The following is a 12716-nucleotide window of genomic DNA, read 5'->3' as shown; positions in this document are numbered from 1 at the left end:
CTATTCGTATATTTGCTTTTTTAAGAAGAAAGATGACAACAACTACTCCTAAACGCTATACTGTAACGGCAGCTCTGCCTTATGCCAATGGTCCGGTTCATATCGGTCACTTGGCAGGGGTATACTTGCCGGCTGATATTTATGTGCGCTACCTGCGCCTGCAGGGCCGCGATGTAAAGTTTATCTGTGGCTCTGATGAGCATGGTGTTCCGATCACGATCCGTGCTAAAAAAGAAGGCATTACGCCGCAGCAGGCGGTAGATAAATACCACGAGCTGATCAAAAAGTCGTTCGAAGACTTCAATATCTCTTTTGATATCTACGATCGCACTTCATCAAAAATACACCACGAAACAGCTTCAGATTTCTTCCTGAAACTATACAACGATGGCAAATTTATAGAGCAGACCACCCAGCAGTACTACGACGAGAAGGCCCAGCAATTTCTGGCCGACCGTTACATTGTAGGTACCTGCCCTAAGTGCGGCAACGAAAATGCCTACGGAGACCAGTGCGAAAGCTGCGGTACTTCGCTGAATGCAACTGACCTGATCAATCCGAAAAGCACACTTAGCGGCGAGCCGCCTGTTTTACGTGAAACAAAGCACTGGTACCTGCCCCTGAACGAGTATGAACCATGGCTGCGCGAATGGATTGTAGAAGGCCACAAAGGCGACTGGAAACCAAACGTGTATGGACAGTGCAAGAGCTGGATAGACCAGGGACTGCAGCCACGCGCCGTAACCCGCGACCTGGATTGGGGCGTGCCGGTGCCTGTTGGAGGAGCCGAAGGTAAAGTGCTTTATGTATGGTTCGATGCACCTATAGGCTATATTTCTGCAACAAAAGCGCTTACTGACGATTGGGAGAAATACTGGAAAGACAAAGACTCTAAGCTGGTGCACTTCATCGGTAAGGATAACATCGTGTTCCACTGCATTATCTTCCCAAGTATGCTGAAGGCGCACGGTGACTATATACTTCCGGATAACGTACCTGCCAACGAATTCCTGAACCTTGAAGGCGATAAGATCTCAACGTCGCGTAACTGGGCGGTATGGCTGCATGAGTACCTGGAAGATTTTAAAGGCAAAGGCGATGTGCTGCGTTTTGCCCTTTGTGCCAATGCCCCTGAAACCAAAGACAACGACTTTACCTGGAAAGATTACCAGGCCCGCAACAACAACGAGCTGCTGGCTATACTTGGTAACTTTATAAACCGTGCGGTAGTGCTTACCCAAAAGTATTATAACGGCGCGGTGCCAGCCCGAGGCGAGTTGCAGCAGTACGATAAGGAAGTACTGGAAGTGCTGGCTGGAATGCCGATGGTAATTGCCGCGCACATAGAGCGTTACAAGTTTAGAGATGCACTAGGCGAGCTGATGAACCTGGCGCGCTTGGGTAACAAATATCTGGCCGACACAGAGCCATGGAAGCTGATCAAGACAGATGAAGAACGTGTAAAGACCATCATGAACATTGCCCTGCAGATCTCTGGTAGTTTGGCTATACTGATGGAGCCATTCCTGCCGGATTCTGCGGACAAACTGCGTGGTATGCTGAACATGGCCTTAGGCAACAGCTGGGCCGCTGCCGGTGCTGCCGACCTGCTGAAAGAAGGACATGTAATAGGTACGCCAGCCTTACTGTTCGAGAAAGTAGAAGATGCAGCCGTAGAAGCACAAGTTCAGAAATTACTGGATACCAAAAAGGCAAACGAAATGGCAAATGCCGTGGTAGAGCCAGCGAAGGAGAATATCACTTTCGATGAGTTCTCTAAAATGGACATCCGTATCGGAACTATACTTGCCGCCGAAAAAGTAGCCAAAACCAAAAAGCTCCTGAAGCTAACTATAGATACAGGTATAGACCAGCGTACGGTGGTAAGTGGTATTGCCGAGTTCTTTAACCCGGAAGAAATTGTAGGGCAGCAGGTAAGTATACTTGTAAATCTGGCACCGCGTGATATTAAAGGCATTACCAGCCAGGGTATGATCCTGATGGCAGAGAATGCGGATGGATCGCTGGCATTTATGCAGCCAAGTGTGGCAGTTAAAAATGGCGGAACAGTAAGCTAAGTATAGCCCAGACTTATGATAAACAAAAAGACCTAACAGCAATTGTTAGGTCTTTTTGTTTATGGCTTTATGATAGTTACTGTTTTAGAAAGTTATCCAGTTGCCGGCTAAGCTGATCATTTCCAGCTATAATTGAGTCCAGTTCTTCGGTTCTAACAACATCAGGTAAACTCTGAAGTTTGCTGTTAGTTTGTTTTAAGTGAGATAGTGTAGACTGTAGCAGGTCGTAAGTTTTTTTAGCATTAACTCGCGCAGCCAGCCGTATCTCAAGTTCATCCATTACAATGCTTGCCAGCTCTTTCAGCATCTCCTTCTGGGATTCGTTTAGGAAGCGTTGCTTTCTATCGATAATGCAGAGTGTGCCCAGGTTAAACCCATCCGAGGTACGTAGGGGAGCAGCAGCATAAAACTGTAACCCAAAATCTGAAACTACCAGAGAGTTTGTAAGAGTGCGTGGGTCCTCCCTCGCATTTTCTACTACATATACATCATCCGACAAGATGGCGGAAGTACACAGTCCAGGCTCTTGTTGTATTTCATCTACCTCTAAACCATATCGTGATTTAAACCAGATACGGTCCGTATCAACCAAGCTGATGATAGAAATTGGGACGTTAAATATTTTGGATGCTAGTTCTGTTAATCTGTTAAAGGTGCCGTCCTGAGGTGTGTCGAGAATTTCATAACGTTTTAAAGCAGCAATCCGCTTTATTTCGGGTGTATCTACAGACATGTGCTTAAAACAATTTTTGTACTAATGTAGGCAATTATACTGGTTGGTGAAAATCAAGCGTGGCTGCCCCTTTTCTTCAGAAGTAGTTACAAATATTAATTTCCTTATTATAATACAGTGAAGTATAAGCTAACTTCAGAAATAAAGCCTGCATTAAGTTGTCGAAACTAGCTTGCTGGTATCAGCAAGTATAGCTTGTTTCGCAAATCGCTGCTTTTCCATCTGGTGAATTACAAAATAAAACCCAAGCGCAGTAACTATAGTCAGTATGCCACAAGCCCACCACAACGTGCTGAATCCATAAGCTGCAATTATACTGGTTCCCAGGTATGGGGAAACTACGTGGGCAGCTGCATACGAAATAGTATACAACCCCATGTAAGCACCCCTGTTGCTCAGGCCAGAGCGCTCTACTGTTATAGTTGACATAAACGGCATGGCAAGTATCTCAGAGATGCTCAACAGCAACATCGAAACGTAAAGTATACTTACTTGCCCAAATAGGTTCAGTAACACAAAAGAGAGCCCCAGCATTAATAAACCACCTGCCACTAACATGGCTTTTGATGCCTTTTCGCCGAGCAGGTAAACCACGATCATCTCCAGCAAAAAAACGATAAGGCCATTTAGTGCCATCAGCAATCCAATACTCCCCTCAGATAATTGATGCACCTGTTTATAGTATAGAGGTAAAGTGGAGAAAAGCTGGAAGAAAATAGTGGCGAACAAGCTGCACAGAATAACGAAAAGTATAAACCACATATCGCGGTACGGGGACATTACAGCAGGTACATCGGCTTTATTTTCTGGTATTACCGGCTTGTGCCCCTGCTGTGCCCTGAAGTATAAAAAGAAGAAAAGCCCTGCTGCAATACAGGTTGCCCCATCAGCAATAAAAAGCCATTTATATGATAAGGCAGCCAGTAAGCCACCTACAGCCGGACCAATGGAAAAGCCCAGGTTAATGGCCATCCGGTTCAGTGAGAAGGCGCGGGTTACATTTTCGGGTTTGGCATACGATGCGATTGAAGAAGCATTGGCTGGTCGTAGCATATCGTTTACCAAGCTAAGTATAAATACGCCGGCTGCCATGTATTCAAATTGCCGCAGGTTAAGCAATATAAAATATAAGCCGCCACCCAGTGTTAAGCTCACAAACTGCACTTTAAAATGCCCGATCTTATCTGTAAGCCAACCACCCAGAAATGATCCGCAAACCGAGCCCAACCCATAGATACTTAGTATAGCACCTGTTTCTTTTAAAGTATAACCAAGCTCTGTGGTAAGATATACACCCAGGAAAGGGATAACCATTGCCCCACTCCGGTTTATCAGCATTACCAGCGACATCATCCAGGCTTGCCGGGAGAGGCCTCCAAAAGCGTTGCGGTATAGTTGCAATAGCGGGTTCATAGTTAATCAGGTAGAGCGTGTGCGAATAACAGCAAGGTAAGAAATAAGGTTTGAAAGTATAAGTCCGGTACCTATCCTTTTCAGGAAGAGCAAAGGGCTATACTTGCAGCTGCTTATTTTATCAGCCGGCTGGTAACCGCGGCACTGGCTTTCTGGCCCAGCCGGACAAAACGCTGTTCGTAGTAGCGGTACACCAGTTGGCTAAGTATAAGGGTAGCAACCATAGCCAGGATTATAGTGACCCAGGGAGAGAAATGTAACTGTTTGGCAGCAAACTGTACGACCTTGTAAACCAGCGGGTGCAGCAGGTATAAAGCATAACTTATCTCGCCTAATGTATGCAGCGGCACATGCAACAGCTTTGGTAACGTTATGGGCAGCTTATACATGGCAAAACAGATAGCCAGACAGGTGCCTGCAAAAATAAACCGGTTCCAGTCTGTTACCAGCGTTACGGTATTTCCGGATACGGGGTAAAGTATAAAAACAGCTATGCCGGCCAGTAACAGCAACACCAGGGGTAGCGAAGGCAGGGACTTATATTTTGCAAAGTACCCTATGGCAACACCACCCAGGAACAGAAAAATCTGATTTAATGGATTTACATAATCACGCCACTGGGTGGCTAGCGGCACAGCGTCGTCTATACTATAAAAAGCAAAGTATACACCTATTGTAAGTATAACCAGGCATACAAAGGCAAAAGCTGCACGGCTATACTTGGCGGAGAACAGAAAAATAGGGAAGAACAGATAAAACACCAACTCATTACCAATAGACCATACACCTGTGCCAATAGGTTTATCCCAGGCTACAAAGCCAAAGAGGCCGATAAAATTTAGCAAAACACGATCCCACTCACGCATAGTTGGATCAATGATCAGGTATACCGGCATAATGAGCCAGAGCAGCGGAAACAACCTGAAGATACGTTTCAGGTAGAAATCGGCTAGTGGTACTTTTTGCGGTTGCATTCTTGCCTCATACACATGGTACAGCGTAAGCCCGCTCAGCACATAAAAAATAGCAACACCATACAATCCGATCCTTCCCCAGAAACTTTCAGCTGCCATGTGGCCCAGCGTCCAGCTCTGGAAATGGTACAGCAATATGCCCAATGCAGCCAGCCCCCGAACATAATCAAGGGAGGTTACTCTGCTTGGCGCCTGTTGTACCTGTGTTGTGGTCATAGTAGTGTTACTTTGTATTAAACTGGTTCATGGTGCGCTCCAGCCCGATAGAGCCAAAAGAAAGTACTGCATCTGCTGACTTCTCAATCAGTGTCTGTAGTTCGGCCTGCTCATCATCACTGAAATTGCTTAGTACGTAATCTACCTGCTTGCCTTTATGAAAGTCATCACCAACACCAAAACGCAGGCGTGGGTAATTATTATGCCCCAGTGTTTGCTCTATGTGTTTTAAGCCGTTGTGCCCGCCGGCGCTGCCCTTCGTTCTGATGCGTATCTTACCAAAAGGTATGGCAATATCATCTGTAATTACAAGCATCTGCTCTGGCGTAAGTTTTAACGAGTTCAGGTAATGACCAACTGCTTTTCCGCTCAGGTTCATGTAAGTAGTAGGTTTTACCAATACATAAGTACGACCTTTTACTTTTATTTCGGTTACAAACGCGTGGCGGCTTACATCAAATTTCGCATCGTGCTTTTTAGCCAGGTAATCTAACACCATAAAGCCGATGTTATGTCTTGTTTCAGCGTATTCAGGACCTATGTTTCCCAAACCAACTATAAGGTATTTCATACTTGTATCTTCGGGTGTGGCCGGAGTGTCAGGTGCAAGCCCTATTCCTAACCATTGTTTCAATGTATTTAGCATTTATTCTGGACAAAAGACTCAGGACACAGGATTCAGGACAAAAATCAAAAGAGCCTGTATCTTTAAAGTCATTGCTCGGTTATACTTTCAAAGGTATAAAAGTCTTGTGTCTTGCGTCTACTATCCTGTGTCTTAAAAATGAGTTAAACAAAAAATCCTGCCCCGCTTGCAGCAGGACAGGATCTTGTACTATAAAGTAGCGTTTGCTGCTTATTTTTTACCAGCGCGAGCTTCTTCCATCTGTGCACTCTTAAGAGCACGTGGAATAGTTACAGTTGCAACCGGAGCAAGTGCGTTAGTAAGGATCTCGTACTCACCACCTTTGATTTTGTTAACTTTGATAGACTTACCAAGTTCAAGGTCAGAGATGTCAACTTCTACATAATCAGGTAGGTTAGCAGGTAAAGCTTTTACTTTAAGCTTACGAAGCTTAGTTACAAGTTTACCACCGGCCATTACACCTGGAGAGTTACCAACAATTTTAACCGGGATATCCAGTTTCACTGGCTTGTCATCCTGTAGCTCAAGGAAGTCAACGTGTAACAGCATTTCGTTAACTGGGTGGAACTGTACGTCCTGCATCACAGCTCTGTAGTGTGTGCCTTCAATATTCAGGTCTACTTCGTATACTTCCGGAGAATAAACTAAGTCTCTGAACAGGATAGCTGGTGCGTAGAAGTGTACTTGCTCAGCGCCGCCATATAATACACCTGGTACATAAGACTCATTACGCAGTTCTTTCGTCTGCGCTTTGCCGAGATTTGCTCTTTTAAACCCTATAATCTCTAAAGTTTTCATAAAAATGAATTTGTTAAAATTTTCGAGCCACAAAGGTAGGGCTTTTTAATTCGTTTTTAGTGTTTTGTATATAGTTTTTCGGAAAAACATTTTTGAAATTTCTCTTATCGAAACACAAAACACCAAAAACGAAACACAAATTATATAAACAGCGAGCTGATAGACTCGTGAGTTACCACATTGTTGATAGCTCTGGCAAACAGTTCTGAGAACGTAAGCACTTTTATTTTGGAAGATGCCTGCTTTAACGGAATTGTATCTGAAACTACAAGTTCTTCCAGCACAGAATTATCGATGCGTTCGTAAGCTGGTCCGGAAAGTACAGGGTGCGTGGCGATAGCACGTACTGTTCTGGCACCTTTTTCCTTTAACAGTTCAGCAGCCTTGGTTATAGTTCCGGCAGTATCTACCATATCATCTACCAGCACTACATCAAGGCCTTCAACATTACCAATTACCTGCATCGAGGCAATCTCGTTGGCACGTACTCTGTGCTTATCGCAGACAACCATTTCAGCTCCAAAGTTTTTGGCAAAGGCTCTTGTTCTAACCACACCACCCACGTCAGGAGATGCGAAGATAAGATTTGTACCCAGGTTCAGGCTGCGCAGGTAAGGAACAAATATGGCTGATCCATCCAAATGATCAACCGGGATATCAAAGAAACCTTGGATCTGTCCGGCATGAAGGTCGCAGGTCATCAGGCGGTCAGCGCCACAAGCCTGAACAGCATTTGCCAGAACTTTGGCACCTATCGATACACGAGGCTTATCTTTTCTGTCCTGGCGGGCATAACCGTAGTATGGCATCACTACTGTTACCTTGTGTGCTGAAGCGCGCTTGGCAGCATCAACCAGTAGCATCAGTTCCATCAGGTTATCGGCAGGCGGAAAAGTAGAAAGTACTATAAATACTTCGGCACCGCGCACAGACTCATTGTAGTGTACACCAATTTCACCATCGCTGAAGCGGGAGATAGTTAAGTCGCCTAATTGTGTGCCGTAAGCAGCTGCAATTTTTTCAGCTAGGTAGCGCGAAGCGGAGCCGGAGAAGATTTTTACCTGGGGCATAGTTTTAACTTAATACTAAATGAAGGGTTTAGGTTAAGGTTATTATGCCTGCAAAGCTACGAAATTTAGAATATCCGGCAGCTGAAATTTCTGATTTTTAATTGGTTAGGGAGGGTGTTAAAACGAAAAAAGGCAACCTGCATTGCTGTAGGTTGCCTTTTTAAACGTTGTCCGACCAGGTTTCGAACCTGGACTCTTCTGAACCAAAATCAGACGTGTTGCCAGTTACACCATCGGACAAGTTACCTACTAGATTTCAGGGTGGAAGCCCCTTCGTCGTTCAGTGATGCAAAGATAGAGAGACGATTTTAAACTGCAAACATTTGCTTCAAAAATTTTCAAAAAAAATTAGTCTAAAATCTGCTCTAGCGCTGTGTCATAGTGTTTTTTAGCCACTGTAATGCCACCAAAAAGCTCACCATCTATGTGGCAATCGTGGCTTGTTACAGCACCTAATTTGGTGAAATTCACCCCTTTATTTTGAAGCGCCTGTTCAAAAGCAGCTTGTTGTTCCGGAGAAACCGACACAACTACGCGGCTCTGTGCTTCGCCAAATAAAAAGGCATCTTTTCTGAAATTTTTATCTGTTTCGATATCAAAGCCCAGTTCTTTTGGCATCGCTGACTCCAACAAAGTAATGTATAAACCACCATCTGCTACATCGTGTGCCGACCTGATAAGCTTTTGCTCGATAACTTCTTTTATAGTTGCCTGTAGTTTTAACTCCTCATCCATGTTAAAGTATGGGGCAGGAGAGAGTTTTACATTATGGTAAGAGTACAGATACTCAGAAGAGGCAATGTCGTTCTGCGCATCGCCTATCATATAGATGAGGTCACCGGCGTTCTGGAAAGCCAGCGTCATTTTGTTATCCTTGTTCTCCAATATACCCAGCATACCTATAGTTGGTGTCGGGAAAACCGGACCTTCGTCGGATGACTGGTTGTAGAAACTTACGTTACCACCTGTTACCGGCGTGCCCAAGGCAGTACAGGCTTTGCCCATACCTTTAATTGCGCCTACAAAGTGCCAGTATACTTCCGGTACATATGGGTTACCAAAGTTTAAGCAGTTGGTTATAGCTAGCGGCTCGGCACCAGAACAAACTATATTTCTTGCAGCTTCTGCTACGGCAATTGCGCAACCTTCTTCAGGGTCGGCATATACGTAGCGGCTATTGCAATCTACAGTTACAGCAATTGATTTGTCAGTTCCTTTTACTTTAACGATAGCTGCATCAGCAGGGGCATTTGTCGTCATCGTGGCAGTTCCAACCATAGAATCATACTGGCGGTATACCCAACGCTTCGAGGCAATGTTCGGGTGTGTGGTCAGGAACTCAGCTACAGCCTGGTAATCCTGTGGTTCTTCTACCTGCTCTATATTAAATTTCTTGGCTTCCTGAAAATAAGCCGGCTCACGGTATTCTCTATGATAAACCGGGGCACCACCACCCAATACAAGGTCGTTGGCAGGTACTTCGGCAGCCAGTTCGCCATTCATGTAGTAGCGCAGCATGCCGCCTTCCGTTACCACACCAATCTGCTCGCAGTAAAGGTCCCACTTATCGCAGATGCCTTTTATAGTTTGCTCATAGCCTTTTTTCATCACTATAAGCATGCGCTCCTGGCTCTCAGAAAGCAGAATTTCGAATGGCACCATGTTCGCCTGGCGGGTAGGAACTTTATCCAGCCAGATGTCCATACCGTGTTCGCCTTTAGCACTCATCTCAGAGGTAGAGCAAGTTATGCCAGCAGCGCCCATGTCCTGCATACCAATTACGTGGCCGGATTTAATGATTTCCAGTGTGGCTTCCAATAAAAGTTTTTCCTGGAACGGATCACCTACCTGAACTGATGGAAGGTCTTTGGCAGAATCTTCGGTGATATCTTTAGACGCAAAAGCAGCCCCGTGTATACCGTCTTTACCGGTGGCAGAACCAACTATAAATACCGGGTTGCCTACACCGTAAGAGGTGGCAGAAGCTGTTTCGCCTACTTTAACGATACCGGCAGAGAAAGCATTTACAAGTGGGTTGATGTTGTAGCACTCGTCGAAGAAAAGCTCACCACCTACCGTAGGAATACCAAAGGCATTGCCATAATCGCCAATGCCTTTAACTACACCTCTTAATAAGCGCTGTGTTTTCTCAGATCGTGGGTTGCCAAAGCGAAGCGAGTTAAGCTGCGCGATCGGGCGGGCACCCATGGTGAAAATATCTCTGTTTATACCACCCACACCGGTTGCGGCGCCCTGGTAAGGCTCAATAGCAGACGGGTGGTTGTGAGATTCTATTTTGAAGCTGCAGGCGTAACCATCTCCAATATCAACAAGGCCGGCGTTCTCTTCGCCTGCTTTTGCCAGCATACGTGGCGAGTCTTTAGGCAGTGTTTTCAGCCAAACTATGGAGTTTTTGTAAGAGCAGTGCTCCGACCACATTACGGAGAAGATACTTAACTCGGTAAAATTGGGTGTGCGACCCAGAATCTGTTTGATCTTTTCAAATTCCTCTTCCAGAAGGCCAAGCTTCTGGGCGGTTTCTACTGTTGTCAGTTGTTGTTCCACGTTTGTCTGGCTTGATTTAACGGATTAACAAAAGTAGGAACTTATACTTTAAGAGCACAGCAGTTTTGATGATTTTATACTTTAAGCCTGTAGTGCCAGCTATAACAATGGTATATTTTAATAAGAAACGGGGTCAGGAAAAAAATAAATCATGATTTATGCTACAGAAGTGTCACCAACTGATAGCTGTTCCGTAAAGAAAAAACTCCCCTTATTCTTATACTATTATGCCAACAACAACTTCTAACCAGGAAATGATCACGACCACTTGTGGTCGTCAGCTTGACTTAAGTACAACGGAGCTGGTAATTGAGCGATCCAATAGTTTGTTTAGCTACAATATCCATAAGCTAACAACCGGAGAGTATATTATTGCCGAAAAATTTTATGCCAACCCTTTTAACAACAGGTATATTCTGCTTAACGATGATCAGATAGAGTTGCTGAAACATCTATAGTATATAGAACTCTCTTCTTTTAGCATAAAGACTGTTATTACCCGACGTTATACGTTGTAACAGCCTTTTCTAAATGCTGCAGCTTCCTGGTAAATAATGTGTGTAACTATAGCTAACCTTATAATATACAGTAAACTAAAAGTTTTTGTCGTGTTACATGGATTTAAGAGATTTATGCATTAGTTTTGCACCCTGAAATAACTCCGTTATACAAGTTAATCAATATAAAAAGTCAAATGGCGAATATTGGCAGAATTACCCAGGTTATCGGTCCAGTTGTGGACGTTAGCTTTGCGGGTGAAAACGCAAAACTACCAAATATTTTGGATGCCCTTCAAGTGACGAAAGACAATGGCCAGGTGATCATCCTGGAGTGTCAGCAGCACCTTGGCGAGGACCGTGTACGTACCATTGCGATGGACTCTACAGAAGGTTTGACCCGTGGCGCTGAAGTGCTTGACCTGGGTTCTCCAATCAAAATGCCGACAGGTGAAGGCATTAAAGGTCGTCTTTTCAACGTTATCGGCGAAGCCATTGATGGTATTCAGCAGCCTGTAAGCGAAGGCGGTCTTTCTATCCACAGAGCAGCCCCTCGTTTCGAAGAACTGGCTACTTCTTCTGAAGTACTTTATACAGGTATCAAAGTAATCGACCTTTTAGAGCCTTATGTAAAAGGTGGTAAAATCGGTTTGTTCGGTGGTGCCGGTGTTGGTAAAACAGTATTGATCATGGAGCTGATCAACAACATCGCGAAAGCTTATGCAGGTCTTTCTGTATTTGCCGGTGTTGGTGAGCGTACCCGTGAAGGTAATGACCTACTACGCGAGATGATCGAGTCTGGCGTTATTAAATATGGTGAGGAGTTCAAGCACTCAATGGAAGAAGGTGGTTGGGACCTTACTAAAGTTGACATGGATGAACTGGCTAAGTCTCAGGCTACGCTGGTGTTCGGTCAGATGAACGAGCCGCCAGGGGCGCGTGCACGTGTGGCACTTGCAGGTCTTACAGTAGCGGAAAACTTCCGTGATGGTGATGGTTCTGGTGCTGGCCGTGATATCCTTTTCTTCATCGACAACATCTTCCGCTTTACACAGGCGGGTTCTGAGGTATCGGCTCTTTTAGGTCGTATGCCATCAGCGGTAGGTTACCAGCCAACGCTGGCAACTGAGATGGGTGCCATGCAGGAGCGTATCACGTCTACTAAGCGTGGTTCAATTACATCTGTACAGGCGGTTTACGTACCTGCGGATGACTTGACTGACCCTGCTCCGGCGACGACTTTCGCTCACCTGGACGCAACTACAGTACTTTCCCGTAAAATTGCTGAGCTTGGTATCTACCCTGCGGTGGATCCACTGGACTCTACTTCACGCATCCTGTCTGCTGACGTACTTGGCGACGAGCACTACAACACAGCACAGCGCGTTAAAGAGATTCTTCAGCGTTACAAAGAACTTCAGGATATTATCGCCATCCTTGGTATGGACGAACTTTCTGATGAAGATAAGCTGGTTGTATCAAGAGCACGCCGTGTGCAGCGTTTCTTATCTCAGCCGTTCCACGTAGCTGAGCAGTTTACAGGTCTTAAAGGTGTTCTTGTTGATATTAAAGACACTATCAAAGGCTTTAACGCGATCATGGATGGTACATATGACCACCTTCCGGAGGCTGCCTTCAACCTTGTAGGTACAATTGAAGATGCAGTAGCGAAAGGTGAGAAGATGCTTGCCGAAGCAAAATAAGTATAAGTTAGTTACGAGTTACG

General features: G+C 45.0%; 10 protein-coding genes and 1 tRNA gene. 3 read left to right on the top strand and 8 right to left on the bottom strand.

From position 1 onward, the window contains the following. Positions 1-32: 32 nt before the first annotated feature. Positions 33-2078, top strand: a complete 2046-nt coding sequence (metG, locus tag MJ612_RS09800; RefSeq protein ID WP_187033301.1) for a methionine--tRNA ligase — start codon at positions 33-35, stop codon at positions 2076-2078. A gap of 76 nt (positions 2079-2154) precedes the next feature. Here the strand turns inward: metG and MJ612_RS09795 are convergent, their stop codons facing one another. From MJ612_RS09795 to purL, 8 genes are all read right to left on the bottom strand, one after another. Further along, positions 2155-2811 (bottom strand): GAF domain-containing protein, encoded by a 657-nt coding sequence (locus MJ612_RS09795; RefSeq protein ID WP_187033300.1) that lies wholly within the window; start codon positions 2809-2811, stop codon positions 2155-2157. A gap of 153 nt (positions 2812-2964) precedes the next feature. After that, positions 2965-4224 carry an MFS transporter gene (locus MJ612_RS09790; protein WP_187033299.1) on the bottom strand — a complete coding sequence of 420 codons (1260 nt, stop codon included), beginning with the start codon at positions 4222-4224 and terminating at the stop codon, positions 2965-2967. Between the two features lie 113 nt (positions 4225-4337). Next, the gene (locus MJ612_RS09785; RefSeq protein ID WP_187033298.1) at positions 4338-5414 is read right to left on the bottom strand and encodes an acyltransferase family protein; all 1077 of its coding nucleotides are present in this window, start codon (positions 5412-5414) and stop codon (positions 4338-4340) included. Between the two features lie 7 nt (positions 5415-5421). After that, positions 5422-5985, bottom strand: coding sequence for an aminoacyl-tRNA hydrolase (pth, locus tag MJ612_RS09780; RefSeq protein WP_187033546.1), 564 nt, complete (start codon positions 5983-5985; stop codon positions 5422-5424). Between the two features lie 285 nt (positions 5986-6270). After that, on the bottom strand, positions 6271-6858 hold the full coding sequence (locus tag MJ612_RS09775; protein WP_187033297.1) for a 50S ribosomal protein L25/general stress protein Ctc: 588 nt from the start codon (positions 6856-6858) through the stop codon (positions 6271-6273). Between the two features lie 140 nt (positions 6859-6998). Next, entirely contained in the window at positions 6999-7928 is a 930-nt protein-coding gene (locus MJ612_RS09770; protein ID WP_187033296.1) for a ribose-phosphate pyrophosphokinase, read from the bottom strand. Between the two features lie 167 nt (positions 7929-8095). Further along, positions 8096-8168: transfer RNA gene (locus MJ612_RS09765), tRNA-Gln, on the bottom strand. A gap of 108 nt (positions 8169-8276) precedes the next feature. Continuing rightward, on the bottom strand, positions 8277-10493 hold the full coding sequence (purL, locus tag MJ612_RS09760; protein ID WP_187033295.1) for a phosphoribosylformylglycinamidine synthase subunit PurL: 2217 nt from the start codon (positions 10491-10493) through the stop codon (positions 8277-8279). Positions 10494-10720: 227 nt separating this feature from the next. Here purL and MJ612_RS09755 point away from each other — a divergent pair, with 227 nt between their 5' ends. Next, positions 10721-10951: a hypothetical protein gene (locus MJ612_RS09755; protein ID WP_187033294.1), complete on the top strand. Its 231-nt coding sequence runs from the start codon at positions 10721-10723 to the stop codon at positions 10949-10951. A gap of 236 nt (positions 10952-11187) precedes the next feature. Further along, a complete protein-coding gene (gene atpD / locus MJ612_RS09750; RefSeq protein ID WP_187033293.1) occupies positions 11188-12693 on the top strand; it encodes a F0F1 ATP synthase subunit beta in 1506 nt (501 codons plus the stop codon). The last annotated feature ends 23 nt before the right edge of the window (positions 12694-12716 follow it).

Origin of the sequence: Pontibacter deserti, assembly GCF_023630255.1 — a bacterium.
In the GTDB taxonomy this organism is placed as follows: Bacteria; Bacteroidota; Bacteroidia; order Cytophagales; family Hymenobacteraceae; genus Pontibacter; species Pontibacter deserti.
This window is presented reverse-complemented; position numbering and strand designations above follow the sequence as displayed.

Bases quoted from the DNA above. Each gene is read 5' to 3' on its own strand.
- MJ612_RS09770 (WP_187033296.1), bottom strand. From the start codon at position 7,928: ATGCCCCAGGTAAAAATCTTCTCCGGCTCCGCTTCGCGCTACCTAGCT.
- MJ612_RS09775 (WP_187033297.1), bottom strand. From the start codon at position 6,858: ATGAAAACTTTAGAGATTATAGGGTTTAAAAGAGCAAATCTCGGCAAA.
- MJ612_RS09790 (WP_187033299.1), bottom strand. From the start codon at position 4,224: ATGAACCCGCTATTGCAACTATACCGCAACGCTTTTGGAGGCCTCTCC.
- metG (WP_187033301.1), top strand. From the start codon at position 33: ATGACAACAACTACTCCTAAACGCTATACTGTAACGGCAGCTCTGCCT.
- pth (WP_187033546.1), bottom strand. From the start codon at position 5,985: ATGAAATACCTTATAGTTGGTTTGGGAAACATAGGTCCTGAATACGCT.
- MJ612_RS09795 (WP_187033300.1), bottom strand. From the start codon at position 2,811: ATGTCTGTAGATACACCCGAAATAAAGCGGATTGCTGCTTTAAAACGT.
- MJ612_RS09785 (WP_187033298.1), bottom strand. From the start codon at position 5,414: ATGACCACAACACAGGTACAACAGGCGCCAAGCAGAGTAACCTCCCTT.
- MJ612_RS09755 (WP_187033294.1), top strand. From the start codon at position 10,721: ATGCCAACAACAACTTCTAACCAGGAAATGATCACGACCACTTGTGGT.
- atpD (WP_187033293.1), top strand. From the start codon at position 11,188: ATGGCGAATATTGGCAGAATTACCCAGGTTATCGGTCCAGTTGTGGAC.